The sequence below is a fragment of the Micromonospora sp. IBSANI012 genome (assembly GCF_052814045.1).
This window is the reverse complement of sequence record NZ_CP199933.1, coordinates 5,548,199-5,573,415: the sequence shown is the minus strand read 5'-3', so window position 1 is coordinate 5,573,415 and position 25,217 is coordinate 5,548,199. Positions and strand designations below refer to the sequence as shown.

At 73.6% G+C, this 25,217-nt stretch carries 25 protein-coding genes; 11 read left to right on the top strand and 14 right to left on the bottom strand.

Annotated elements, in window-relative coordinates:
* The first annotated feature begins 754 nt into the window (after positions 1-754).
* The 4 genes from ACTWM8_RS25725 (at position 755) to ACTWM8_RS25710 (ending at position 4,231) form a co-directional block, all read left to right on the top strand.
* Positions 755-2,467 (top strand): nitrite/sulfite reductase, encoded by a 1,713-nt coding sequence (locus ACTWM8_RS25725; RefSeq protein ID WP_446211240.1) that lies wholly within the window; start codon positions 755-757, stop codon positions 2,465-2,467.
* A complete protein-coding gene (locus ACTWM8_RS25720) occupies positions 2,464-2,625 on the top strand; it encodes a hypothetical protein (RefSeq protein WP_170285433.1) in 162 nt (53 codons plus the stop codon). The genes ACTWM8_RS25725 and ACTWM8_RS25720 overlap by 4 nt, the downstream gene beginning before the upstream one ends.
* Positions 2,622-3,383, top strand: coding sequence for a phosphoadenylyl-sulfate reductase (locus ACTWM8_RS25715; RefSeq protein ID WP_446211239.1), 762 nt, complete (start codon positions 2,622-2,624; stop codon positions 3,381-3,383). Before ACTWM8_RS25720 ends, ACTWM8_RS25715 begins: the two co-directional genes overlap by 4 nt.
* 89 nt (positions 3,384-3,472) lie before the next feature.
* Positions 3,473-4,231 (top strand): sirohydrochlorin chelatase, encoded by a 759-nt coding sequence (locus tag ACTWM8_RS25710; protein ID WP_446214677.1) that lies wholly within the window; start codon positions 3,473-3,475, stop codon positions 4,229-4,231.
* Between the two features lie 127 nt (positions 4,232-4,358).
* On the opposite strand, the gene ACTWM8_RS25705 is transcribed toward ACTWM8_RS25710, so the two are convergent.
* Together ACTWM8_RS25705 and ACTWM8_RS25700 are read right to left on the bottom strand one after the other, a co-directional pair.
* Positions 4,359-4,616, bottom strand: coding sequence for a WhiB family transcriptional regulator (locus tag ACTWM8_RS25705; RefSeq protein ID WP_088960482.1), 258 nt, complete (start codon positions 4,614-4,616; stop codon positions 4,359-4,361).
* Between the two features lie 440 nt (positions 4,617-5,056).
* Positions 5,057-6,007 carry a diacylglycerol/lipid kinase family protein gene (locus ACTWM8_RS25700; RefSeq protein ID WP_446211238.1) on the bottom strand — a complete coding sequence of 317 codons (951 nt, stop codon included), beginning with the start codon at positions 6,005-6,007 and terminating at the stop codon, positions 5,057-5,059.
* Between the two features lie 43 nt (positions 6,008-6,050).
* On the opposite strand from ACTWM8_RS25700, the gene ACTWM8_RS25695 reads away from it, so the two are divergent.
* Positions 6,051-6,440: a hypothetical protein gene (locus tag ACTWM8_RS25695; protein ID WP_179801682.1), complete on the top strand. Its 390-nt coding sequence runs from the start codon at positions 6,051-6,053 to the stop codon at positions 6,438-6,440.
* Positions 6,441-6,483: 43 nt separating this feature from the next.
* On the opposite strand, the gene ACTWM8_RS25690 is transcribed toward ACTWM8_RS25695, so the two are convergent.
* The 3 genes from ACTWM8_RS25690 to sodN form a co-directional block, all read right to left on the bottom strand.
* Positions 6,484-6,891, bottom strand: coding sequence for an ATP-binding protein (locus ACTWM8_RS25690; RefSeq protein WP_154942188.1), 408 nt, complete (start codon positions 6,889-6,891; stop codon positions 6,484-6,486).
* A gap of 32 nt (positions 6,892-6,923) precedes the next feature.
* Complete coding sequence (locus ACTWM8_RS25685; protein WP_446214676.1) at positions 6,924-7,433, bottom strand: N-acetyltransferase family protein; 510 nt, start codon at positions 7,431-7,433, stop codon at positions 6,924-6,926.
* A gap of 65 nt (positions 7,434-7,498) precedes the next feature.
* A complete protein-coding gene (gene sodN / locus ACTWM8_RS25680; RefSeq protein ID WP_334569111.1) occupies positions 7,499-7,903 on the bottom strand; it encodes a superoxide dismutase, Ni in 405 nt (134 codons plus the stop codon).
* Positions 7,904-8,062: 159 nt separating this feature from the next.
* Here sodN and ACTWM8_RS25675 point away from each other — a divergent pair, with 159 nt between their 5' ends.
* The 3 genes from ACTWM8_RS25675 to ACTWM8_RS25665 all read left to right on the top strand — a co-directional run bounded on the left by ACTWM8_RS25675 (position 8,063) and on the right by ACTWM8_RS25665 (position 10,766).
* Positions 8,063-8,338, top strand: coding sequence for a S26 family signal peptidase (locus ACTWM8_RS25675; RefSeq protein WP_446214675.1), 276 nt, complete (start codon positions 8,063-8,065; stop codon positions 8,336-8,338).
* 141 nt (positions 8,339-8,479) lie between these two features.
* A complete protein-coding gene (locus ACTWM8_RS25670) occupies positions 8,480-9,658 on the top strand; it encodes an NAD(P)-dependent malic enzyme (RefSeq protein ID WP_154942190.1) in 1,179 nt (392 codons plus the stop codon).
* A 145-nt stretch (positions 9,659-9,803) separates the two neighbouring features.
* A complete protein-coding gene (locus ACTWM8_RS25665) occupies positions 9,804-10,766 on the top strand; it encodes a zinc-binding dehydrogenase (RefSeq protein WP_446211237.1) in 963 nt (320 codons plus the stop codon).
* Positions 10,767-10,860: 94 nt separating this feature from the next.
* Here ACTWM8_RS25665 and ACTWM8_RS25660 read toward each other — a convergent pair whose 3' ends face one another.
* Together ACTWM8_RS25660 and ACTWM8_RS25655 are read right to left on the bottom strand one after the other, a co-directional pair.
* Entirely contained in the window at positions 10,861-11,829 is a 969-nt protein-coding gene (locus ACTWM8_RS25660) for an alpha/beta hydrolase family protein (RefSeq protein WP_446211236.1), read from the bottom strand.
* A gap of 99 nt (positions 11,830-11,928) precedes the next feature.
* Positions 11,929-12,816 (bottom strand): alpha/beta hydrolase family protein, encoded by an 888-nt coding sequence (locus ACTWM8_RS25655; RefSeq protein WP_446211235.1) that lies wholly within the window; start codon positions 12,814-12,816, stop codon positions 11,929-11,931.
* Positions 12,817-12,974: 158 nt separating this feature from the next.
* Between ACTWM8_RS25655 and ACTWM8_RS25650 the strand changes: the two genes are divergently transcribed.
* Entirely contained in the window at positions 12,975-13,145 is a 171-nt protein-coding gene (locus ACTWM8_RS25650; RefSeq protein WP_280835921.1) for a hypothetical protein, read from the top strand.
* A gap of 22 nt (positions 13,146-13,167) precedes the next feature.
* On the opposite strand, the gene ACTWM8_RS25645 is transcribed toward ACTWM8_RS25650, so the two are convergent.
* The 7 genes from ACTWM8_RS25645 to ACTWM8_RS25615 all read right to left on the bottom strand — a co-directional run bounded on the left by ACTWM8_RS25645 (position 13,168) and on the right by ACTWM8_RS25615 (position 23,290).
* Complete coding sequence (locus ACTWM8_RS25645) at positions 13,168-14,289, bottom strand: acetate/propionate family kinase (protein ID WP_446211234.1); 1,122 nt, start codon at positions 14,287-14,289, stop codon at positions 13,168-13,170.
* Positions 14,289-16,352 (bottom strand): phosphate acetyltransferase, encoded by a 2,064-nt coding sequence (pta, locus tag ACTWM8_RS25640; RefSeq protein WP_446211233.1) that lies wholly within the window; start codon positions 16,350-16,352, stop codon positions 14,289-14,291. Before pta ends, ACTWM8_RS25645 begins: the two co-directional genes overlap by 1 nt.
* A 102-nt stretch (positions 16,353-16,454) precedes the next feature.
* A complete protein-coding gene (locus ACTWM8_RS25635) occupies positions 16,455-16,634 on the bottom strand; it encodes a DUF6104 family protein (RefSeq protein ID WP_088960493.1) in 180 nt (59 codons plus the stop codon).
* 89 nt (positions 16,635-16,723) lie between these two features.
* Positions 16,724-20,431 (bottom strand): multifunctional oxoglutarate decarboxylase/oxoglutarate dehydrogenase thiamine pyrophosphate-binding subunit/dihydrolipoyllysine-residue succinyltransferase subunit, encoded by a 3,708-nt coding sequence (locus ACTWM8_RS25630; protein ID WP_446211232.1) that lies wholly within the window; start codon positions 20,429-20,431, stop codon positions 16,724-16,726.
* 267 nt (positions 20,432-20,698) lie between these two features.
* On the bottom strand, positions 20,699-21,532 hold the full coding sequence (locus tag ACTWM8_RS25625) for an ABC transporter permease subunit (RefSeq protein WP_446211231.1): 834 nt from the start codon (positions 21,530-21,532) through the stop codon (positions 20,699-20,701).
* Complete coding sequence (locus ACTWM8_RS25620) at positions 21,529-22,467, bottom strand: ABC transporter ATP-binding protein (RefSeq protein WP_210774495.1); 939 nt, start codon at positions 22,465-22,467, stop codon at positions 21,529-21,531. The genes ACTWM8_RS25625 and ACTWM8_RS25620 overlap by 4 nt, the downstream gene beginning before the upstream one ends.
* Positions 22,468-22,618: 151 nt before the next feature.
* On the bottom strand, positions 22,619-23,290 hold the full coding sequence (locus tag ACTWM8_RS25615) for a hypothetical protein (RefSeq protein WP_446211230.1): 672 nt from the start codon (positions 23,288-23,290) through the stop codon (positions 22,619-22,621).
* Positions 23,291-23,471: 181 nt separating this feature from the next.
* Between ACTWM8_RS25615 and ACTWM8_RS25610 the strand changes: the two genes are divergently transcribed.
* Positions 23,472-24,251: a GNAT family N-acetyltransferase gene (locus ACTWM8_RS25610; RefSeq protein WP_446211229.1), complete on the top strand. Its 780-nt coding sequence runs from the start codon at positions 23,472-23,474 to the stop codon at positions 24,249-24,251.
* Positions 24,248-25,183 carry a lysophospholipid acyltransferase family protein gene (locus ACTWM8_RS25605; protein WP_446211228.1) on the top strand — a complete coding sequence of 312 codons (936 nt, stop codon included), beginning with the start codon at positions 24,248-24,250 and terminating at the stop codon, positions 25,181-25,183. Before ACTWM8_RS25610 ends, ACTWM8_RS25605 begins: the two co-directional genes overlap by 4 nt.
* Positions 25,184-25,217: the final 34 nt, after the last annotated feature.

Here is a 25,217-nt window from a genome sequence, read left to right as displayed (position 1 = left end):
TTCACCACTGCGGCGAACAGCCTGCGCCGCTCTCCCTCCGCCCCCCCGACCGGCCCCGCTCGGCCGGTGCGATGACGTGACCGCAGGGACCCGGCGGGCGGCCGTTGATTCGTTCACGACATCAGCTCGAAAGGGCCGGCACAGGGCAGGCGGTGTCAGGGGTCTGAGCCGACCGCGGGCCGCCCGAGGAGTGCGGGAGGCCGTGTCGACCAACGGGGGCGTGCAGACCACCGGGGCCTGAAGAACCGTCGGGCCTGAGGAACCACCGGGCCTGAGGAACCGCCGGGCCTGAGGAACCGCCGGGCCCGAGGAACCGCCGGGCCTGAAGAACCGTCGGGCGTGAAAGAGCACCGGGCGTGAGGGAACACCGGGCAGATGCCGGCCCGGCCCGGGCAACCCAATCGCGGAGGTTGAAGGGCCGGCGGAGGCGGTCGCAGCGTGGGGGACGATGACGGCCGGGGCGCGGCCCGTGATGTGGGATGGCGCACGCGCTCGTTGGCCGGCCCCCCGGGGGTGTGGCAGCATGGCCCCATGACCGCCGCTGTCGTCCGCCGCTTCGTGGCCCGTCGCCACGTCGACTACGGCCGCGTGCGCAGCGCGATCTGTCCGGCCCACTGACGACGCCCGACCCATCCGTCTCGGGCGCGTACTGCGCGCCGGCCGTTCCGACACCGTTGTCCTCGGCCCGTCCCACGGGTCGGCCGCCGCGCCCGCGTATCCCACCGAGGCACAGCAGACAACGGAGGACGCCGCGATGGCGGTCAGCAGCACCCCGGCCCGCCCGGAGACCCCGGCGGCGCCCGCCGCCCGGGCAGCCCGTCGTCCGCGCGGTGAGGGGCAGTGGGCGCTCGGCCACCGCGAGCCGCTCAACGCCAACGAGCGGATCAAGAAGGACGACGACCCGCTGAACGTCCGGGCCCGGATCGAGAACATCTACGCCCACCGCGGCTTCGCCGCCATCGACCCGCAGGACCTCCGCGGCCGGTTCCGCTGGTGGGGCCTCTACACCCAGCGCAAGGCCGGCATCGACGGCGGGCGCACCGCCGTGCTCGAGCCGCACGAGCTGGAGGACGAGTTCTTCATGCTCCGGGTGCGGGTCGACGGCGGCCAGCTCAACCTGGCCCAGCTCCGGGTGATCGCCGACATCTCCCGCGAGTTCGCCCGGGACACCGCCGACATCACCGATCGGCAGAACATCCAGTACCACTGGATCCGGGTCGAGGACATGCCGGAGATCTGGCGCCGGCTGGAGTCGGTCGGCCTGCAGACCACCGAGGCGTGCGGCGACTGCCCGCGCATCGTGCTCGGCAGCCCGGTCGCCGGGGTGGCCCGCGACGAGGTGCTCGACCCGACCCCGGCGATCGACGAGATCGTCCGCCGGTACGTCGGCGACAAGGCGTACTCGAACCTGCCGCGTAAGTTCAAGACCACGATCTCCTGGCTGGTCGACACCCCGTACGAGGCGAACGACGTCGCCTTCCTCGGGGTCGACCACCCGGAGCACGGCCCCGGCTTCGACGTCTGGGTCGGCGGCGGCCTCTCCACCAACCCGATGCTGGCCAAGCGGCTGGGCGTCTGGGTGCCGCTGAACGAGGTGCCGGACGTGTGGGCCGGCGTGGTCGGCATCTTCCGCGACTACGGGTACCGCCGGCTGCGCAACCGGGCCCGGCTGAAGTTCCTGGTCGCGGACTGGGGCGTGGAGAAGTTCCGCGAGGTGCTGGAGAAGGAGTACCTGGGCCGGACCCTGCTCGACGGCCCGGCCCCGCAGCTGCCCGACAAGCCGGTCGACCACATCGGCGTGCACCGCCAGCGCGACGGCCGCAACTTCGTCGGGGCCGCCCCGGTGGTCGGGCGGGTCTCCGGCGGTCAGCTCGCCCAGCTGGCCGACGCGGTCGAGGCGCACGGCAGCGACCGGGTACGGCTCACCCCGTACCAGAAGCTGCTGGTGCTCGACGTGCCGCCGGAGCGGACGGAGTCCCTGGTCGACGCGCTGCGCGGGATCGGCCTGGAGGCCCGGCCGTCGGCCTGGCGGCGCGGCACCATGGCCTGCACCGGCATCGAGTTCTGCAAGCTGGCCATCGTCGAGACCAAGCGACGCGGCGAGGAGCTGGTGGCCCGGCTGGAGGAGCGGCTGCGCGACTTCGACGCCGACATCTCCATCCACCTCAACGGCTGTCCGAACGCCTGCGCCCGCACCCAGGTCGCCGACATCGGCCTCAAGGGGCAGCTGGTGGTCGGCCCGGACGGCCGGCAGGTGGAGGGCTTCCAGGTGCACCTCGGCGGTGGGCTGGGCATGGCCCAGGGGCAGACCGCCGGCTTCGGCCGCAAGCTGCGCGGCCTGAAGACCACCGCCGAGGAGCTTCCGGAGTACGTGGAACGACTGGCCCGCCGCTACCTGGCCGGCCGGAGCGAGGGCGAGACGTTCGCCAACTGGGTGATCAGGGTCGACGAGGAGGAGCTTCGATGAGTAGCGAAACCCGTTCCGCCCCGCTGTACTGCCCGTACTGCGGCGAGGAGGACCTGCGGCCGAACGAGGCCGGGCACGGCGCCTGGGAGTGCCACGCCTGCGCCCGCGTCTTCACGGTGCGGTTCACCGGCCTGCTCGCCAAGGTGGTGGCCCGATGAACCTGGTGTCCGCCGCGAACCTGGGCCTGGTCGGCGTCGGCGGCCCGAAGCCGGCCGAACTGGCCCGGCGTGACCCGGAGGAGCTGCGCGCGCTGGCCGAGCGGGCCGGCCGGGAGCTGGAGGGCGCCCCGGCGCTGGAGATCGCCCGCTGGGCGGCCGAGACCTTCGGCGACCGGTTCTGCGTGACCAGCTCGATGGCCGACGCGGTGCTGGCGCACCTGGTGTCCCGGGTCGCCCCCGGGGTGGACGTGGTCTTCCTCGACACCGGGCTGCACTTCCCGGAGACGCTGAAGGTGCGCGACGAGGTGGCCCGCCGGCTGCCGGTCAACGTCCGCTCGATCCGCCCCCGGCTCACCGTGGGCCAGCAGGACGGCGAGTACGGCCCCCGGCTGTTCAACCGCTCGCCCGACGACTGCTGCCAGCTCCGCAAGGTGGAGCCGCTGGAGCGGGCCCTGGCCGGGTACGACGCCTGGGCCGCCGGGCTGCGCCGGGACGAGTCGCCCACCCGGGCGAACACGCCGGTGGTGACCTTCGACGCCAGGCGCGGCAGGGTGAAGGTCAACCCGATCGCGGCCTGGACCCAGGCCGACGTGGACTCCTACATCTCCCGGTACGACATCCCGGTCAACGAACTGTTCAGCCGCGGCTACGGCTCGATCGGCTGCTGGCCGTGCACGCGACGCACCAAGGCGGGCGAGGACCCGCGGGCCGGCCGCTGGGCCATGTTCGAGAAGACCGAGTGCGGCCTGCACGTCTGACCGGGCCGGTTCCCGGCGCGGGGGAGACCGCGCCGGGGGCCGGCGGACCGGCCGTGCCGGTCGACGACCATTCGGGGCCGGCGCAGGGGATCCGGCCGTGCCCGGCGCCGGGCGGCGGTCGCCCGCCGGTGGTGCTGGTGGCGCACGGCAGCCGGGATCCCCGGGCGGCCGAGGCGACCCGGGCGCTGGCCCGGGCGGTCGAGGCGGTCCGGCCCGGCACGGCCGTCCTGCCGAGCTGGCTGGACCACACCGCACCGGACCCGACGGCGGTGCTGCGCGGGCTGGCCGTGGCGGGGCACACCCGGGCGGTGCTGGTGCCGCTGCTGCTCACCGCCGCCTACCACCGGCGGGTGGACATCCCGGCGGCGGTGGTGGCGGCCCGCGACACGGCGCCGGAGCTGGCGGTACGCGTCACCGACGTGCTCGGCCCCGCCGACGGCACGGTCGACGCCCGGCTGCTGGCCGGGCTGCAGCGGCGGTTGGCGGAGACGGAGCCGGACGGCTTCGACGCCCTGGTGCTGGCGGCGGCGGGCACCCGGGACGCCCGGGCGCGTGGCTCGGTGGGCCGGGTCGCCGCGGCGCTCGCCGCCGAACTACGGGTTCCCTGCACCGTCTCGTACGCCTCGGCGGCGCCGCCGACGACCGACGTGGCGGTGGCCCGGCTGCGCGCCGCCGGCGCCCGGCGGGTGGCCGTGGCGGCGTACTTCCTGGCGCCGGGGCTCTTCCACGACGGGGTGGTGACGGCGGCCGGCCGGGCCGGCGCGGTGGCGGTCAGCGGGCCGTTGACCGACGCGCCCGAGCTGGCCGAGCTGGTGCTGCGGCGGGTCGATGCGGTGCAGCGGTGGTGATCGGGTTCACCGGCCCGTCGATGATCGGACCGGGCGCCGTCCGGGTACCGGGGCAGCCGTGCGGCTCCCGGACAGCAGAACGCCCCGGCCGGTGGAACCCGGCCGGGGCGTTCTGCTGTGTGATCGGTCAGGCGGAGTGAGCGCGCAGCACCCGGATGCCGCCGCGGCGCTTCACCGCGCGGCGCTCCTCTTCGCTCATCCCGCCCCAGACGCCGGCGTCCTGACCGGACTCCAGCGCCCACTGCAGGCAGTGGTCGGTCACCGGGCAGCGCCGGCAGACGGCCTTGGCCTGCTCCACCTGCAGGAGGGCCGGACCGGACGTCCCGATCGGGAAGAACAGCTCCGGGTCCTCGTCGCGGCAGACGGCATCGTGGCGCCAGTCCATGGCGGCAACACTCCTCATTCTGGATGGGTGGCAGATAACGCTAGTGCTTTTCTATATGCGTCCGCAGTGCCGGTCGTGACGGTTCGCGTCCGACTATTCGGCAGTGCGTGAGCAGGCTTGTGCAGTCCCTGGACCTGCTGGAACAGCTCAACCTGCCGAGCATATCCAGGCAATGTCCCGGTAACTCAAGTTCGCTTGTGAATACTTTCACGAACGGTGTCGATGTCAAGGGTGCCGCGAGGAAAAACTCCGCACGGTGAGCAAGCTCACGACCCCTTTGTCCGGATTTCAGGCGTCCCTGGTTACCCGGCGTACCACAGTCGAGGATCAATATAGTACAGTCCGCGTGACATTGCTGACATTTCCGGCACCACCCCTCGTTGTGGCGGCCACCGCGTCGTGCGGTGTAACGACCGTCGACCTAGGGCGTTACCCGAGACCTAGCAGATTACTCTCAGTGCGTCGGGAATGGATGTGAATCTAACTTTCTCCCGTTCGCCAAGGTAGTCGCCGTCGAGCTGGAACGCCTGCGGACGAGCGCTGATCAGCGTGAACTCGGGCACGTCGTGCAGCCGGAGCACCTGCTTGCCGCGCGGATCGGGGTGCCGGGAGAGGAACTGCGTCACGGTGCGTGTGGAGCTGGCCACCCGGAGCTGACGCAGTGCCATCACGTCCAGCCCCAGGTCGAACGAGGCCTCCGGATTCGGGTTGATCTCCCGGTCGCCCAGGTACGTCCACGGGGCGCAGTTCTGGATTATCACCGTCGCCAGCTCGGCCTCGGCCGCCTCACCGGGGCGCTCCAGGATGATCGCCGGGTGTCGCCGGTCGGAGTCGAGGAAGTACTGGCTGAGCGTGGAGCGGAAGTAGAGCGCCGGGGTGGAGACGCGACCGCGCTTGCGGGCCTGCTCCACCCGGTGGATCACCGCCGCGTCCACCCCGAAGCCGGCGCAGAAGGTGAAGTAGCGGTCGTCGGCCCGGCCCAGCCCGATCGTGCGTGAGCGGCCCAGCCGCAGCCCTTCGAGGATCATGCTGGTGCCCTCCGGCCACTCCCGGGGCAGCCCCAGGGCGCGGGCGAAGACGTTGGTCGAACCGCCCGGCACGGTGGCCAGCGCGGGCAGTCGCTCGGCGGGCGTGCCCCCGGGGCGGGTGGCCGGCGGCTCGGCCGTCATCAGGCCGTTCACCACCTCGTTGACCGTCCCGTCGCCACCCAGCGTGACGACGACGTCGACCCCTTCGGCGACCGCCTCCCGGGCGATGTCCATGGCGTGACCCCGTCGCCGGGTGTACCGCACCGACAGGTCTACTTCGCTGCGCAGGGCCCGGACCAGGACGTCCCGGCTGCGCTCGCTGGTGGTGGTGGCCTTCGGATTGACCACCAGGACGGCCCGCATGGGCGGCACTGTACCCCGATCCGTCACGGGTATCGTGGCGCGCGTGACCATCGACTCCGGCCCGGTGCCCGACACGCTGCGCTGGGCGGTACGGCTGCTGCGCGGCGAGGCGGTCGCGCTGGCGCTGCTGGCCGCCTGGCTGATCTGGGCCGACCTGACCGCCACCAAGACCGATCTGGTGTCGGCACTCTTCGTGACCGGGTTCGCGTTCGCCGGCGCCGCCGCCCTCTGGGCTCTCGGCGCGGCGCTGGCCCGTCGCCGGGCCGGTGCCCGGGCGCCGGCCATGGTGCTCCAGCTGATGCTGCTGCCGGTCGGCTGGTTCATGATCTCCGGCGGCCTGGGGTGGCTCGGCGTACCGCTGATGGTCCTCGGGGTCGGGGTCTGCGCGCTGCTGGTCAGCCCGCCCACGACGCGCGCCCTGGGCTTCCAGTGACCGCCGCCGGCCGCCCGGCGGGTGGCCGGCGGCGCCCGGCGGCTCAGTAGCCGGAGGAGCGGCGGGTCAGCAGCGAGATGGTGGCCCGGCCGTCGGCCGCGTCCGCGAAGGCGGCGGTGGTCAGCGCGGTGAGCACCTTCCAGGCGAACGAGGACTCCGACGGCAGCGTGGCGCCCCGGACGGTCGGCACGGTCACCTCGACGGTGAGCGCGTCCTCGGTAACCGAGAAGCGGCACTCCAGCTCGGCGTCGCGGGTGGCGATGGCGAGCAGCATGGCGCAGGCCTCGTCGACCGCGATGCGCAGGTCCTCGATCTCGTCGAGGGCGAACTGGAGGCGGGCCGCGAGCCCCGCCGTGGCGGTGCGCAGCACGCCGAGGTAGCCGCCGTCGGCGGGCACCGTGAGGTGCACGACGTCGTCGTCGGTCGTCGGCTGGCCGGTCAGTTGAGTCACGCCTCATCCCCCCGGTCGGGGACTCTACCCCCTCAGGCGTCCGACCGGGCGGGGGCCGAGGTCGACTGGGCGGCGAGCCCGTGCAGCGCCGGCCCGCTGAGCCGGTACGGCACCCACTCGTCGAGCTGCACCGCGCCGATGGAGGCGTAGAAGCGGGCCGCCGGATTCCAGTTGATCATCCACCACTCCAGCCGCTCGTAGCCCCGTTCCACGCAGATGGCGGCGAGCGCGGCGAGCAGCAGCCGGCCGGCGCCGGTGCCCCGGTGCTCGGGTCGGACGTACAGGTCCTCCAGGTAGACGCCGTGCACGCCGGCCCAGGTGGAGAAGTTGAGGAACCAGAGCGCGAACCCGACCGGCTCGTCCCGGTCGTCCACCGCGACGTGCCCGAACAACGCCGGCGCGGGGCTACGACTGCTCCAGCTCGGCGCGTCTGACGCCGCGCCGCGACCTGGAGCAGTCGCGAACAGGGCGGCGGTGAGCTGTTCCTCGGTCAGCCGACACTGGTCGGCGGCGCGCTCGTAGTCGGCGAGTTCGTGCACCATCGCGACGACGGCCGGCACGTCCGCGGGACGCGCCGGCCGGATCGTCGGTGCCGGGGAGGCCAGGGTCACGCCTTCTTGGTCTCCCAGAAGATCTTCGAGATCTCGTCGATCTTCTGCAGCAGCTCGTCGGCCTTGCTCGGGTCGGTCCCGCCCTTGGCGCCGGCCGCACCGGCCATCTTGGTGGCCTCGTTGAAGAGCTGGTGCAGGTGCGGGTACTTCTCGAAGTGGGCCGGCTTGAAGTAGTCGGTCCACAGCACCCAGAGGTGGTGCTTGACCAGCTCGGCGCGCTGCTCCTTGATGATGATGGCTCGGGTGCGGAACTCCGGGTCGGTGTTCGCCTGGTACTTCTCGCAGATCATTTTGACCGACTCGGCCTCGATCCGGGCCTGCGCCGGGTCGTAGACGCCGCACGGCAGGTCGCAGTGGGCGCTGGCGGTCAGACGGGGCGTAAGGATGCGGGGAAGTCGCATCTGGGTCCTCCACGGGATGTTTGCGATGATCCAAGCCGACATTACTCCTGGGGGCGTCCCCGGCAGGGCTGGAGGGGAAACCTGGTGACGGTCGAGGGGGCGGACTCGCCGGCGCGGCTGCGCCGGTGGCTCACGGCCGTCGGCGTCACCGGTCCGTCCATGGCGCCGACGCTGCGGCACGGGGACGCCGTACTGGTCCGTCGGGGCGGCCGGCCGGTGCGGCCGGGCGACGTCGTGGTCGCGGTCTTCCGGACCCGCCCGGAGCTGCTGGTGGTCAAGCGCGCGGTCCGTCGGCAGGACGGCGGCTGGTGGGTACGCGGCGACAACCAACTCGTCACCGACGACTCCCGGGCATACGGGGTGGCCGACGTGCTCGGGCGGGTGGTGTGCCGCTACTGGCCCCGCCCCGGCCGGCTGCCACGCGACCCGTTATGACCCTGCTCACATCGGCGCACCCCTGGCGTGACTATGCTCGGAAAGTGCCCGGGTGACCCCCCGCACCGCGTGCCGCCACCAGGCGCCTCACCTCGCGCCCGCGCCGGCCGCTCCGTCTGCTCGACAGATCCTGGAGTCACCATGTCTGCGTCCACCGTGGATCCCGCTGATCCCGTCTTCCGGTTGCACGTCGGCGGCAAGATGGCCGTCACCTCGACGGTCCCGCTGACCAGCCGGGAGGACCTCTCCCTCGCCTACACCCCGGGCGTCGCCCGGGTCTGCGAGGCGATCGCCGCCGACCCGGCCCTGGCCGACGACTACACGTGGGTGTCGCACACCGTCGCGGTCGTCACCGACGGCTCGGCCGTACTCGGCCTCGGCAACATCGGCCCGCGCGCCGCGCTGCCGGTGATGGAGGGCAAGGCGGTGCTGTTCAAGCAGTTCGCCGGCGTGGACGCGGTACCGATCTGTCTGGACACCCAGGACGTGGACGAGATCGTGGCGACGGTGACGGCGCTCGCCCCCTCCTTCGGCGGGATCAACCTGGAGGACATCAGCGCCCCCCGCTGCTTCGAGGTGGAGCGCCGGCTGGACGAGGCGCTGGCCATCCCGGTCTTCCACGACGACCAGCACGGCACCGCGATCGTCGTGCTGGCCGCGCTGCGCAATGCGGCGGCGCTGCTCAACCGCAAGCTCGGCGACCTGCGGGTGGCGGTCAGCGGCGCCGGCGCGGCCGGGGTGGCGGTGACGAAGATGCTGGTCGCCGGCGGCGTGAACCCCGACCAGGTGGTGGTCTGCGACTCCAAGGGCATCATCGGCCGGCACCGCGACGGGCTGACCGGCACCAAGGCCGAGCTGGCGGAGTCCACCAACGCCGAGGGCCGCCAGGGTGACATCACCGAGGCGCTGCGCGGCGCGGACGTGCTGGTCGGCGTGTCCGGCGGGCAGATCCCCGAGGCGGCGATCGCCGGCATGGCGCCCGGCGGCATCGTCTTCGCGCTGGCCAACCCCACCCCCGAGGTGCACCCCGAGGTGGCCGCCCGGCACGTCGCGGTGGTGGCGACCGGCCGCAGCGACTACCCCAACCAGATCAACAACGTGCTGGCGTTCCCCGGGGTGTTCCGGGGTGCGCTGGACGCCCGGGCCACCCGGATCACCGACGGGATGAAGGTGGCCGCGGCGGACGCGATCGCCGGGGTGGTGGCCGAGTCGCTCACCGCCGACGCGATCGTGCCCTCCCCGCTCGACCCCCGGGTGGCTCCCGCGGTGGCGGCGGCGGTCGCCGAGGCGGCCCGCCGCGACGGCGTCACCCGCGCCTGACCCGGGTCCGTCCGCGCTCCGCCGCCACGATCCGCGCGGTGTCTCGAAACGGTGGCCTCCCGACCTCGGGAGGCCACCGTTTCGCCGCACCTGCGGTGGGGTTGTGGCCGCGGGCGCTGGGTCGGGGGCGGCTCCGCTTGTTACGGTGCCGACCATGCGTGCCGCCTATGCCTCGAGCTTCGACACCGACAATCCGCTCGCCGCGTTGACCGTCGGCGAGCGTCCCGAGCCGACCCACCCGGAGGAAGACTGGGTGACCGTGCAGGTGCGGGCCAGCTCGCTCAACCACCACGACCTGTGGTCCCTGCGCGGGGTGGGCCTGACCCCAGACCAGCTGCCGATGATCCTGGGCTGCGACGCGGTCGGCACCGACCCGGACGGCAACGAGGTGGTCATCTACCCGGTGGTGCCCACCCCCGGCGACCCGCGTGGCGTCTCCATCCTCTCCGAGCACTTCGCCGGCACCCTCGCCGAGCGGGTGGCCGTACCCCGGGTGAACCTGATCCCGCTGCCGACCGGCCTGTCGGCGACCGACGCGGCCTGCCTGCCGACGGCCTGGCTGACCGCGTGGCGGATGCTGACCACCAAGGGCCGGATCGACGACGCCGAGTCGGTGCTGGTCCAGGGCGCGGGCGGCGGCGTGGCCACCGCGGCCGTCGCGCTCGCCGTGGGGCACGGCAAGCGGGTGTACGCGACCAGCCGGGACGCCGGCAAGCGGGAGCGGATCGCCGCCCTCGGGGCGACCGCGCTGGAACCCGGCGTACGCCTGCCCGAGCGGGTCGACGTGGTGATCGAGACGGTCGGCGCGGCCACCTTCGACCACTCGCTGAAGTCCGCCGCCCCGCTGGCCCGGATCGTGGTCTCCGGGGCGACCGCCGGGCACGAGCCGAAGATCAACCTGCGCCGGGTCTTCGCCATGCAGCTGGAGATCCTCGGCACCTCCATGGGTACCCCGGACGAGCTGACCGAACTGCTGGCCTTCTGCGCCGAGCACGAGGTGCGCCCGGTGGTGGACAGCGTGGTGCCGTTCAGCAAGGTCGAGGACGCCTTCGCCCGCCTGCACTCCGGCGACGTCTTCGGCAAGGTCGTCATCGACCACACCGCCTGACCTCCCAAGATCCCGGCAGTTTCCGAGAAAGAGTGGCCATTCCGCGTCGGATGGCCACTCTTTCTCTGGAAGGTGCGCCGGCCGGCGGCGGGGGTCAGAGGTGGTCGTCGAGGGTGGCGAGGTTGCCGCGGGCGGCGTCGGCGGGGAGGCGGTCCCGGGCCGCCGCGTCGCCGTACAGGGTCCAGCGGAGGAACTCCAGCGTGGTGTCGGAGACCACCCGCAGGGCCGCGCCGTCGCTGAGCAGGGCCCGACCGTGGTCGCCCTTCGGCAGGCTCAGCATCGCCTTCGGCCAGGGGACCGCGTCGTACACCGCCTTGCCGGCGGCGTAGTCGACCACCTCGTCGGCCTCGCCGTGCACGAAGAGCTGCGGGGCGGCGGCCCCGGCGAAGGCGGTGCCGACCCCGAGCGCGGTCCCGGCGAAGACCACCCCGGCGTCGAGGCGCTCGTCCCGGCCGGCGGTGAAGAGGCCGATGGTGGTCACCCCGCCGGCCGAGTGCCCAGCCGCGGCCACCCGGTCGGTGGCGAGCCGGCCGCGCAGCGGGTCGCCGGCCTTGCCGTCCAGCGCGAGCACCTTGTCCAGCGCGTACGAGACGTCGGCGGGCTGGTTGAGCACGTCGAGGACGTTGCCGTCGGCGCCCCGGCTGGTGTGCGGGAAGGTCGGCGCGGCCACCACGAACCCGGCCGCCGCCCAGCGGGTGAGCAGCTCCGCGTAGTCGTCCGGCCGGCCGTTCAGGCCGTGGCTGAACATCACCACGGGGAACCGCCCGTCCGCCACGTCCGCTCCCCGCTCCGGCGCGCCACCGGTCTCGCCCCGGGCCGGGTACCAGAGGGTCACCGGCAGCGGGCGGTCAGCGTCCCGCTTCAGCTTCACCTGGCGTACGCCGACGGCGAAGGTCTGCGCCGGCGCGGTGCCGGCGGGTACCCGCGGCGCCGGGGTGGCGGCCTTCGGCGGCTGCGGCGCGACGGCCGGCCGGGCGGTCGGGGCGGGAGCCGCCGAGCAGCCGGCGAGGCCGACGGAGAGCAGCGCGGTGGCGAGCAGGACCGGGGTGGGGCGACGGGACATGAATCCGATTGTGCCCCGGTCACCGGGGTGTCCGGCCACTGTTGGACGCAGTGTGACCTGCGGCGGACCGCCGGTGGCCGGGCCGCCGGGCGCCCGCGCTCAGGGACGCAGGCGGTCGTCGAGGGCGGTGACGCCGGGCCGCAGGGCGTCGGCCGGCAGGCGTCGGGCGGCCTCTTGGTCGTCGTAGAGCGTCCAGCGGAGGAAGTCCGTGGTGGTGGCGAGCACCTGGTCGAAGCCGGGGCGGCCCGGGGTCAGGTACTCGCCGTGGCCCTGCCCGAGCACGCTCAGGAAGGCCGCCGGCGCGCCGGCCCGGTCGTACGCGGCCCGACCGACGCCCAGCGGCACCACCGGGTCGGCGGTGCCGTGCACGAAGAGCAGGGGAGCGGCCGGACCGGCGAAGCTGCCGGCCAGCCCGCCGCCGGCGATCACGATCCCGGCGCGGAGCCGGGCCGAGTGCCCCGAGGTGAACATGCCGGCGGTGGTGAAGCCGCCCGCCGAGTGGCCGGCAGCGGCGACCCGGCCGACGTCCAGGTGCCCGGCGAGCGGATCCCCCCGGCCCGCGTCGAGCCGGGCCAGGTGCCGCACCAGCCGCCAGCCGTCCGCCGGCTGGTTCCTCACGTCGGCCCGGGTGAACGTCCGGGCCCGCAGGTTGGTGTGCGGGTAGGTCGGCGCGGCCACCACGAACCCCGCCGCCGCCCAGCGGGTGGTGAGCCCGGCGTGCAGCTCGGGCAGGCTCCACAGGCCGTGGCTGTAGACCACCACCGGGAACCGCCCCGGGGCGACCCGCCCGTCCTCGGCCGGGTACCAGAGCGTCACCGGCAGCGGCCGGGGCCCGGTCGGGTCGATGGTGAGGGTGCGTACCGCGACCGGGTGGAGCCGGTCCGGGGCGTGCCCGGCCGGCGGCGGCCCGCCGACCGCGGCGGTGGCCGGTGCGCAGCCCGCCAGCAGCGCCGTGATCAGCGCGACGACCGGCCGCGGCACCCCCATCCCTCCACGGTAGGGGGCCGGCGGCCCACCCCGGCCCCACCGTCCGGCCCGGGTGCCGCCCGCCGCCCGGCCGGTTCCCGTCCACCGCTCGGATCGCAAGCGTCACCCTGGGTTCGGCGGGATCGTGCGGGGTGCGCGGGTTCGCTAGGGTCTCCGGCATGTCTGACGAGTACGTGGACCCCAGCGGCAACACCGAGCAGTTCCGCGCCTTCGCCCACTCGGAGCCCGCCGCGCCCGCCGAGGTGGCGTCCCGCCTGCCGCTGATCGCCGGCGCGGCCGCGGTCGCGGTGCTGCTGGTCGCCGTCGCCGGCTGGCTGGCCCTGGGCTGAGCCGGAGCCGATCAGGTTCCCCTCAGCCGGCGGTCGCCCCCACCGCGCGGGTCTCCCGGGCGATCTCCCGCTCCTCGTCGGTGTCGATCACGCAGACGCTGACCTCGGCGCCGTCGGGTGAGATCACCCGGTCGCCGGCGCCGGCGTTGCGCGCCGGGTCCACGGCGATGCCCAGCCGGTCCAGCCCGGCCAGCGCCGCGGCCCGGACCTCCGCGGCGTGCTCTCCCACGCCGGCGGTGAAGGTGACCGCGTCGACCCGGCCGAGCAGCGCGTAGTACGCCCCGACGTACCCGGTGATCCGGCGGCAGTAGACGTCGAAGGCCAGCGCGGCGGCCGGGTCCCCGGCGGCCCGTCGTTGGAGCACCTCGCGCATGTCGTTCGCGCCGGTCAGGCCGAACAGCCCGCTGCGGTGGTTGAGCAGGTCGTCGATCTCGTCCACCCCCAGCCCGCCCTCCCGGCGCAGGTGGAAGATGACCGTCGGGTCCAGGTCACCGCTGCGGGTGCCCATCACCAGGCCCTCCAGCGGCGACATGCCCATCGAGGTGGCCACGCTGCGCCCCCCGGAGACCGCGCAGGCGCTGGCCCCGTTGCCCAGGTGCAGGGTGATCGTGTGCAGCGCCTCGTACGGCCGGCCGAGCAGCTCCGCCGTGCGCCGCGAGACGTACGCGTGCGAGGTGCCGTGGAAGCCGTACCGGCGGACGCCGTAGCGCTCGGCGACGTCCCGGTCGATCGCGTAGGTGGCGGCGGCCTCGGGCAGCGAATGGTGGAAGGCGGTGTCGAAGACGGCGACCTGCGGCACGTCGGGCAGCGCCTCCCGAGCCACCTCGATACCGGCCAGGTTGGCCGGGTTGTGCAGCGGCGCGAGCGGCACCAGCTCCCGGATCGCGGTGAGGACCGCGTCGTCGATCAGCACCGGTTCGCTGAACCGCCGGCCGCCGTGCACCACCCGATGCCCGACCGCGCGCAGCCCGTCCAGGTCGAGCCGGTCCAGGATCTGCCGGACGGCGGTGACGTGGTCGGCCGGCCCGCCCCCCGGCTCGCCGACCCGCTCCACGGTGCCGGAGTCCCGGACCGTCTCGCCGTCGTAGAGCCGGTACTTCACTGACGAGGAACCGCAGTTGAGGACCAGCACCCGATCGGTCATCACGCCTCCGCGGCGGCCTGGATGGCGGTGATCGCCACGGTGTTGACGATGTCGGCGACCGTCGCGCCCCGGGACAGGTCGTTGACCGGCCGGCGCAGGCCCTGCATCACCGGGCCGACCGCGACCGCGCCCGCCGAGCGCTGCACCGCCTTGTACGTGTTGTTGCCGGTGTTCAGGTCCGGGAAGATGAAGACCGTCGCCCGGCCGGCCACCGTGCTCTGCGGCAGCTTCGTCGCCGCGACCTGCGGATCGATCGCCGCGTCGTACTGGATCGGGCCCTCCACCAGCAGCTCCGGGCGGCGCTCGCGGACCAGCTTGGTGGCCGCCGCGACCTTCTCCACGTCCGCGCCGGCCCCCGAGTCGCCGGTGGAGTACGACAGCATCGCCACCCGGGGCTCGATGCCGAACCGGGCGGCGGTGTCGGCCGACGACATGGCGATGTCGGCGAGCTGGGCGGCGTCCGGGTCGGGGTTGACCGCGCAGTCGCCGTAGACCAGCACCCGGTCGGCGAGCAGCATGAAGAAGACACTGGAGGCCACCGAGACGCCGGGCACCGTCCGGATGATCTCGAACGCCGGCCGGATGGTCGCCGCCGTGGTGTGGGTGGCCCCGGAGACCATGCCGTCGGCGTGCCCGGTGGCCACCATCATCGTGCCGAAGTAGTTGGGCCGGGCCACGATGTCGTGCGCCAGCTCGACCGTGACGCCGCGGTGGCCGCGCAGCCGCGCGTACTCGACGGCGAACTCGTCGCGCCACGCGCTGGTGACCGGGTCGACGACGTCGGCGCCGGTGACGTCGATGCCCAGCTCCCGGGTGCGGCGGGCGACGTCGTCCGGGCGGCCGAGCAGGGTCAGGTCGGCCACGCCCCGCCGGAGCAGCACCTCCGCCGCCCGCAGGATGCGCTCCTCGGCCCCCTCGGGCAGCACCAGCCGGCGGCGGGTGGCCCGGGCCCGGTCGATCAGGTCGTACTCGAACATCAGCGGGGTGACCCGCTCGGACCGGCTGACCCGCAGCCGGCGGGCCAGGTCGACGGTGTCCACGTTGCCCTCGAACGCGCCGAGCGCCGCCTCCACCTTGCGCGGGTTGGCCGGGCTCGGGCGCCCCTCGATCCGGCTGGACGCGGCCACCGTGTCGTAGCTGTCGCTGCGCACCGAGAGCACCGCCAGCCCGGTGTTGAGCCCCTCGACCAGCCGCATCGCCCGGGGATCGGGCTGCTCGCCGAGGGTGAGCACCAGCCCGGCCACCGAGACCTGCCCGGCGACGTGCGCGGCGCTGGCCGCGACCAGCAGATCCGCCCGGTCGCCCGGGGTGATCACCAGCGCCCCCTCGGTGAGGTGGTCGAGCAGGGTGGGCACGTGCGCGGCGCCGACCACGTAGTCGAGCACGTCGCGGTCGAGCGCGGCGTCGTCCCCGGCGAGCAGGGTGGCGCCGAGCGCCGCCGCCACCTCGGCCACCGTCGGCGCCGACACGGTCGGCACCTCCGGAATGGCGTACGCGGGGACGGGCAGCTCCGGCAGGGTCATCGGCCCGGGCACCCGGTTGGCGATCACCGCCAGCACTGTCGCGCCCAGATCCTCCAGATCGTGGTACGCCCCACGCGCCGCCGCCGCGATCGCCTCCGGCTCCTGCCCGAAGCCGTCGATCACCGGCACCACCACGCTGCCGAACTCGGTGGCCAGCCGGGCGTTGAAGGCCAGCTCGCGGGGGCCCGCGCCGTCGCCGCCGTCGGCGAAGTCGCTGCCCACCACGACCACGGCCGGGCAGCGTCGCTCGACGCTGCGGTAGCGCTCGACGATCCGGGAGATCAGCTCCTCCCGGCGGCCGTCGGCGACCAGGGCGCTCGCCTCGGCGTAGGTGGCGCCGGTCAGCTCATGCTGCGGCAGGTCCACCCGGTAGCGGTCGATCAGCAGCGCGAGGATCGGATCGGCGCCGGTGTCGGCGACCAGCGGCCGGAACACGCCGATCCGCTCGACCTGTCGGGAGAGGAGTTCCGCGAGGCCGAGGGCGATGGTCGACTTCCCCCCGCCGGACCCCACGCTGGTCAGGTAGACGCTGCGGGCCACGCCCCCACCCTAGGAGATCACGCGCCCCCGCGCCCGGGACCTCCGTCCCACCCACCCGGGCCGGACGGGGTGGTCCCGGGGTTGTCCGGGGTGGCCCCGGGGCTACTCGTCGTCCTCGTCGTCGAGGCGGGCCAGATAGGTGGCGAAGCGTTCGATGGGCGTCTCGAACTCGGGGTTCAGGTCGACGAAGTCGCGCAGGCGCTCGGCGAGCCACTCGATGCTGACCTGCTCGTCGGCCCGGCGCTCGACGAGTTCCTCGATGCCACGGTCGGTGAAGTACATCCGTACGTCCTTGTCGGGAGGGTGCCGACGGAACCGGGGCAGCGCCGTCGGCGGACGGTGCTGCCCCGGGTCTCGGCGGTGCGGTCAGGTCACGGGCGGGGGAGGGCCGCCTCGATCAGCGCGGTCTGCTCCACCTCGTGCATCTTGGCCGAGCCGACCGCCGGGGCCGCCGCGGCCGGGCGGGAGATCCGCCGCAGCCGGACGTCGGCCAGGTGCTCCAGCAGGTTGAGCGCGACGAACGACCAGGCACCCTGGTTGGCCGGCTCCTCCTGCACCCAGGCGAAGTCCTCCGCGTTCGGGTACTGCGCCAGCGCGGCCCGGATCTCCTCGATCGGCAGCGGGTAGAGCTGCTCCATCCGCAGGATCACGGTGTCGGTGACGCCGCGCTCGGCCCGGGCCTGGAACAGGTCGTAGTAGACCTTGCCCGAGCAGAGCAGCACCCGCTTCACCTGCTCCGGCGCCGGAGCGGCGGTGTCGGCCAGCACCGGCTGGAAGGTGCCGGTGGTGAAGTCCTCCACCGGGGAGACGCAGAGCTTGTGCCGCAGCAGCGACTTCGGCGTGAACACCACCAGCGGCTTGCGCTTCGGCGAGAGGGCCTGGCGACGCAGCAGGTGGAAGTAGTTCGCCGGGGTGGTCGGGATGGACACCCGCATGTTGTCCTCCGCGCAGAGCTGGAGGAACCGCTCCGGGCGACCCGACGTGTGGTCCGGGCCCTGGCCCTCGTGGCCGTGCGGCAGCAGCAGGGTGACCGCGGAGCGCTGGCCCCACTTCACCTCGCCGGAGGAGATGAACTCGTCGATCACCGACTGGGCGCCGTTGACGAAGTCACCGAACTGGGCCTCCCAGCAGACCAGCGCGTTGACGTTCTCCACCGAGTAGCCGTACTCGAAGCCCATCGCGGCGTACTCGGACAGCAGCGAGTCGTGCACGAAGAACCGGGACCGCTCGCCGTCGCCGGTGAGCGACTTCAGCGGCAGGTGGTCGTCGCCGGTCTTGGCGTCCACGATCGAGGCGTGCCGCTGGACGAAGGTGCCGCGGCGGGAGTCCTGCCCGGCGAGCCGGACGGTGACCCCGTCGTGCAGCAGCGCGCCCAACGCGATGATCTCGCCGTAGCCCCAGTCGATGTTGCCCTCGACGGACATCTTGGCCCGCCGGTCGAGCAGCTGCTGGATCCGCTTGTGCGGGGTGAAGCCCTCGGGGAGGTTGACGTGCGCCTCGCCGATCGCCTTGACCACGGCGGCGTCGGTGGCGGTCTCCACCTGCGGCTCCGGCTCCTCCTCGCGGCGCGGCCGGCTGAGCTGGCGCGGGGTGGTCGCGGCGTCGCGGGTCGCCTTGAAGACCCGCTCCAGCTGCCCCTGGTAGTCGCGCAGCAGCTCCTCCGCGTCCTCCACGGTGATGTCACCCCGCCCGATCAGCTCCTCGGTGTAGAGCTTGCGGACCGAGCGCTTCGAGTCGATGATCTTGTACATCTCCGGGTTCGACATCGAGGGGTCGTCGCCCTCGTTGTGCCCGCGCCGGCGGTAGCAGACCATGTCGATCACGACGTCCTTGTTGAACGCCTGCCGGTACTCGAAGGCCAGCCGGGCGACCCGGACGACGGCCTCGGGGTCGTCGCCGTTGACGTGGAAGATCGGCGCCTGGATCATCCGGGCCACGTCGGTGCTGTAGAGGCTGGAGCGGCTGTACTCCGGGGCGGTGGTGAAGCCGACCTGGTTGTTGACCACCACGTGCACGGTGCCGCCGGTGCGGTAGCCGCGCAGCTGGGAGAGGTTGAGCGTCTCGGCGACCACGCCCTGGCCGGCGAAGGCGGCGTCACCGTGCACCGCCAGCGGCAGCACGGTGTAGCCCTCCAGCTTGAGGTCGATCCGGTCCTGCTTGGCCCGGACGATGCCTTCCAGCACCGGGTCCACGGCCTCCAGGTGCGACGGGTTCGCCACCAGCGAGACCTTGACCGCGTGGTCGCCGTCCGGGGTGGTGAACTTGCCGTTCTGGCCCAGGTGGTACTTCACGTCGCCGGAGCCCTGGGTCGAGCGCGGGTCCAGGTGGCCCTCGAACTCGGAGAAGATCTTCTCGTACGGCTTGCCGACGATGTTGGCCAGCACGTTCAGCCGACCACGGTGGGCCATGCCGATGACGACCTCGTCCAGCCCGCCCTCGGCGGAGGCCTCCAGCACCTCGCCGAGCAGGGGGATCAGGGACTCGCCGCCCTCCAGCGAGAAGCGCTTCTGCCCGACGTACTTGGTCTGCAGGAAGGTCTCGAAGGCCTCGGCGGCGTTGAGCCGGTTGAGCACGTGCTTCTGCTCGTCGGCCGGCGGCTTCTCGTACCGGCGCTCGATCCGCTCCTGGATCCAGCGGCGCTCCTCCGGGTCCTGGATGTGCATGTACTCGATGCCGACCCGGCGGCAGTACGAGTCGCGCAGCACGCCGAGGATCTCGCGCAGCTTCATCCGCTGCTTGCCGGCGAAGCCGTTGACCGGGAAGGTCCGGTCGAGGTCCCACAGGGTCAGCCCGTGCTGGAGGACGTCCAGGTCCGGGTGCTTCCGGATCTTGAACTCCAGCGGGTCGGTGTCGGCCATCAGGTGGCCGCGCACCCGGTACGCGTGGATCAGCTCGTGCACCCGCGCGGTCTTGTTGATCTGGCCCTCGGAGTCGACCGCGACGTCGCGCACCCAGCGCACCGGCTCGTACGGGATGCGCAGCGAGGTGAAGATCTGGTCGTAGAAGCCGCGCTCGCCGAGCAGCAGCTCGTGCATCACCTTGAGGAACTCGCCGGACTGCGCGCCCTGGATGATCCGGTGGTCGTACGTGCTGGTCAGCGTGATGATCTTGCTGACCGCCAGCTCGGCCAGGGTGGCCTCGCTCATGCCCTGGTACGGCGCCGGGTACTCCATCGCGCCGACGCCGATGATGGCGCTCTGGCCCTGCATCAGGCGGGGGATCGAGTGCACCGTGCCGATGCCGCCCGGGTTGGTCAGCGAGATGGTGGTGCCGGCGTAGTCCTCCATGGTCAGCTCATTGCGGCGGGCGCGCCGGACCACGTCCTCGTACGCCTGCCAGAACTGCCGGAAGTCCATCTGCTCGCAGGCCTTGATGGACGGCACCACCAGGTTGCGGGAGCCGTCCGGCTTGACCAGGTCGATGGCGATGCCCAGGTTGACGTGCTCCGGGCGGACCATCGCCGGCTTGCCGTCGACCTCGGCGAAGGAGTTGTTCATCTCGGGGTGCTCGACCAGCGCCCGGACCAGCGCGTACCCGATCAGGTGGGTGAAGCTGACCTTGCCACCGCGCCCGCGGGCGAGGTGGTTGTTGATCACGATGCGGTTGTCGACCAGCAGCTTGGCCGGGACGGCGCGCACGCTGGTCGCGGTCGGCACCGCCAGCGAGGCGTCCATGTTCTGCACGATCTTGGCGGCCACGCCGCGCAGCGGGGTGGTGCCCGCACCGCTCACGGCCGGCGCCTTGGCGGCTGGCTTGGCCGGGGCGGCCTTGGCCGGCGCCGGCTTGGCGGGGGCCTTGGCGGCGGGGGCCGGCTTGGCGGGCGCGGCCGGCTGCGCCACGGTCGCGGCGGCCTCCGGCTGGCCGGCCGGCTCGGCGGGGGCGGCCTTGGCCGGCGCCTTCTCCTCGGGGCGCGGCGTGGCGGCGCCCGGGGCCGGCCGGTAGTCGGCGAAGAAGTCGTGCCAGGCCGAGTCGACGCTCGACGGGTCGGCGAGGTAGCGCTGGTACATCTCCTCGACGATCCACTCGTTCGGGCCGAAACCCGCCAGTGGGTTCTCCTGCGAAGTCTGCTGGGTCGACACGGCCGGTAATCGCCTCTTTCACGCGGGTTCGTATGTCACGCGGTCGGCACCCGTGCCCGGTTAGCGGCGCACGGGAGACGGCTCCCAGGCTACGCCGTACGAATGCCGCAGGCATTTCCGCCTCCGACGGGTGGCCCGTTTCACAGAAGATGCCAGAAGTTCGGCAAACGCTGCGTGTCGCGTCCACTCCTGTTAGGGCCGGCCCTGACGCGACGGCCCCGGTCGGTGACGTCACCGCCACCGCCGGGGCCGTCGCCCGGGTCCGGCTCAGGCGATGTCGCGGCGCCGCATGATGAGGCTGCCGGCCGCCGAGGTCACCACGGCGTACGCGATCAGGACCACCGCGCCCACCCACTGCGGCGGGTTGCCCGGCAGTTCGGTGCCGCTGATCATCAGCGAGGACGCGGTGGACGGCACGATCACCGCCAGCTTGCTGATCCAGTCCTGCTCCAGCCACTGCTGGAGCAGGAAGAAGACCAGGGTCGCCGCGGTCGTGCCGACCAGGTAGAGCACCACGGCGGTGATGGTCGCCCCGATCTGGCTGCGGATCAGCACGCCGAAGCCGACCCCGAAGACGCCCCAGAGCACGTACGCCAGCAGGTTGAGCAGGATGGCGCGGGTGATGTCCGACTCGCCCAGGTGCGCGTCCCACCCCTTGACCGCGAAGAAGATCAGCGTCGCCGGCACGGTCAGCACGGTGGTGACCAGCCAGAAGAACGCGCCGATCAGCCCCGCCGCGACCAGCTTGGCAGCGACCACCACCGTCCGGTGCGGGGTGGTGAGGAAGGTGGACGTCGCGGTCTGGTGGTAGAACTCGTTCGTCACCACGATGATGCCGAGCAGCAGCACGAAGAGCAGTCCGAAGTACTGCCCCGAGGTGAACAGGTTCGCCGCCTGGTAGACCTCGTCGGCCGAGGCCAGGACCTGCTCGGCCTGCTCCCGCGGCAGGCCCTCCACGTCCTGCGGGCCGCTGAGGATGAGGTTGGCGTTGAGCGCGTTGACCAGGAACGCCAGGGCCAGGGTGACCAGCGCGCCGAGGCCGAACAGCCACCAGGTGTTGGTCGTACGGATCTTGAGCAGCTCGGCTCGGACCAGGTTCATCGGATGCCCGCCTTCCCGGCCGTCAGTTCCAGGAAGACCCGTTCCAGGTCGGGTCGTTCCGTGGTGAGTTCGTGCAGTTCCACCCCGGCGGCCAGGGCGACCCGGCCGACGGTCGGGGCGTCCGCCCCGTCCACCAGCAGGACACCGTGCTCGTCCGGGGTGACGGTGGCCGACTGCGCCTTCAGCGCGGCGACGAGCTCGTCGGCCTGCGGGGTGCGTACCCGCACCCGCACGCCCTGGGCCATCGAGCCGATGACCTGCTCGACCGGCCCCTGCCGGACCAGCTGGCCGGCGGCGATGATCACCACGTCGTCGGCGAGCAGCTGCATCTCGGAGAGCAGGTGGCTGGAGACCAGCACCGTGCGGCCCTCCTGGGCCAGGCTCTTGAGGAACCCGCGCATCCACCGGATGCCCTCCGGGTCCAACCCGTTGGCCGGCTCGTCCAGGATCAGCACCCGCGGGTCACCGAGCATCGCGGCGGCGATGCCGAGCCGCTGCTTCATGCCCAGCGAGTAGCCCTTGAACTTGCGCCGGGCGGCCGGGGTCAGCCCGACCAGGGCGAGCGCCTCGTCGGCGCGCTGCCGGGGCAGCCCGGCCGCGGCGCAGATCACCCGGAGGTGGTTGAGGCCGGTGCGGCCCTTGTGCGCGCTGGACGCCTCCAGCACCGCGCCCACGTGCCGCAGCGGGTCGGTCAGGTCGGCGTAGCGGACCCCGTCCACGGTGGCGTCGCCGCTGGTCGGAGTGACCAGGTTCAGCAGCATGCGCAGCGTGGTGGTCTTGCCGGCGCCGTTCGGGCCGAGGAAGCCGGTCACCCGCCCCGGTTCGACGGTGAAGGACAGGTTGTCCACCGCCCGGACGTTCTTGTAGTGCTTCGTCAGTCCGGACACCACGATCTGGCCGGTCCCGGTGCTGGGGCTCCACTGCCCGTCGGACATCGTGCTCCTCCCGTGCGGCGGCGCGTCACGCGCCGCGATGTGCGGCGCCGTTGCGGAGAGCGCCGGGGCACAGCCTGGCAAGGGCGCGCAACCCGGTCAATCGGGCGCGGTCCGTAGTCCGGGCTCCACCTCACGCAGGAGGCGGTCGTCCTCAGGGACGAGAGGCGGGTTCCGGGGGCAGCGCGATCCAGGTGGCCCGGGCCCGGCCGAGCAGCGCGCCGGTCGGACCGTACAGGCTGGTGCGCACGACCGCCTTGCGCCCCTCGCCGCCGACCAGCTCGCCGGTCACCACGCACTCGTCGCCGGGCCGGGGCAGCGCGTCGACGACCGCGGCGACCCGGCCGAGGACATACGGCCGGCCCGGGGCGATGACCGCCCAGCCGCCCGGGCAGTCCAGCGCCGCCCAGACCGTGGCGGGCACCACCCGGTCGGGGGCGCGGAACGGCGCGGCGGTCCGGCCGTCCGGCAGCCGTCCCGGGAAGATCCGCAGCCCGTCCGGGCGGTCCGGGCCGCAGACGTAGCAGCCGGGGAAGGGGTGGTCCCGCAGGCCGGGGTACGCGGCCGAGGCGGCCGCCGCCGTCGCCGGGTCGACCGGGGCGACCGCCGTGGGCGGGTCGTCGGTCGGGTGGACCTGGGCGACGAGCTGCCCGTCCGGGTCGAGGACGTCGCCGTCGGCCAGCGTCAGCGGGGTCTCCAGCGGGGGCGGGCGGCGCAGCGTCACCTCGACCGGCCGGTCGCCCCCGTACGCCTCGGCGAAGACCCCGGCGCTCCACCCGCCGTTGCCCGATCCGGGCGGCCCGTTGAACCGGGACTCGATGATCATCGACGCACCTCCGTCGTGCCCGGCACCGCCGCCGGGTCCGCCCGGGCAGCCTGCCACGCCGGCTCGGCGGAAGGTCAGGTAGCCCGGCGTCGGCGGTTCGGGGCGGACCGCCGACCGCCGTTCACCAAATCGACACTCTTCGCCGGGGCGGCCGGCAACCCCGGCCACCTACACAGATCCCATGGCCGTTCTGCACGCTGCTGGCGCACCCCTGACGACCAGCGGATACACCCTGCTGATCGCCGACGACCCCACCCAGGTCGCGGCCGCGCAACGCCTGCGCCACGAAGTCTTCGCCACCGAGCTGGGCGCGACCCTGCGCCCAGGCGGGGCCGGGCTGGACGTCGACGACCTCGACAGCCACTGCGACCACCTGATCGTGCGCGAGGAGCGCACCGGCGCGGTGGTCGGCACGTACCGGCTGCTGCCGCCGGGACGCACCGACCGCCGGTACGCCGAGAGCGAGTTCGACCTGGCCTCCCTGGACCCGCTGCGCGACGTCCTGGTGGAGGCCGGCCGCTCCTGCGTCCACCCCGACCACCGCTCGGGTGCCGTGATCAACCTGATGTGGGCGGGCATCACCCGCTACCTGCACCTGCGCGGCTCCCGCTGGCTGGGTGGCTGCGCCTCGGTGCCGGTGGGCGACGGGGGCCGGGCCGCCGCCGAGGTGTGGGCCCGGGCGCGCGCCCGGCACCTGGCGCCGCCGCTGCTGCGGGTCCGTCCGCTGCGGCCCTGGTTCGCCGAGCCGGGGGCGGTCGCGCTGGACACCGCCGAGGGCGGCGCCGCCGGGCAGGCGCTGATCCCGCCGCTGCTGCGCGGCTACCTCCGGCTGGGCGCCTGGGTCGCCGGGGAGCCGGCGTACGACCCGGACTTCGGGGTGGCCGACTTCTACGTGCTCTTCTCCCTGGACCGGATGAACCCGCGCTACCTGCGGCACTTCCTGGGCGGGGCGCAGGAGTGAGCGCCGAGCTGTGGCGGCCCACCTCCGGCTGCGGTCCGGACTGCCTGCCGGTGTCGGGGCAGGTGCCCGCCGTACCCGTCGCCCGGCGGGTGGCCCGGCTGCTGGGCGTACTCGGGATGCTGCTGGTGGGGGCCGTCCTGGCCGGCCTGCTGCCGGTGCTGCCGGCGGCGTCGCGCGCGACCGCGCTGCGCGGCTGGGCGCGGGCGACGGCGGGCGCCCTCGGGGTGCGGCTGGAGGTGCGGGGCCGACCGCCGCGCCGGCGCGCGCTGCTGGTCGCCAACCACGTCTCCTGGCTGGACGTGCTGGCGGTGCTGGCCGTCTCGCCGGCCCGGATGCTGGCCAAGCGGGAGGTCCGGGCCTGGCCGCTGGTCGGGGTGCTGGCCCGCGCGGGCGGCGCGCTCTTCGTCGACCGGGCCCGGCCCCGCGAGCTGCCGGCGACCGTCGCCCGGATCGCCGGGGCGCTGCGGGCCGGTGACCCGGTCGCGGTCTTCCCGGAGGGTACGACCTGGTGCGGCACCCCGACCGCCGGCGACTGCCGGCCGGGACGGGGGTTCCGGCCGGCCGTGTTCCAGGCGGCGATCGACGCCGGGGCGCCGGTGGTGCCGCTGCGCGTCGGCTACCGCTGCGCCGCGACCGGCGAGGCCACCACGGCGGCCGCCTTCCTCGGCGACGACACCCTCTGGCGGTCGGTACGCCGGGTGCTCGCCGCCCGCGACCTGGTGGTCACCGTCCGGGTCGCCGCGGCCCTGCATCCCGCCCGGGACGCGGACCGGCGGGCGCTGGCGCGGGCCGCCGAGTCGGCGGTCCACCTGGTGCCGGCTCGGCCCGTCCCGCTCCGGCCGGTGGCCGTGCCGGTCGTCGGCGGTCCCCTCGGCGCGGTCGTCCCGACCCGCGCGCCGGCCGCCGGACGGGAGCTGGACCTGGCGGCCTGACGCGCACCCGACTCACGACGTGTCTTGTTCTATC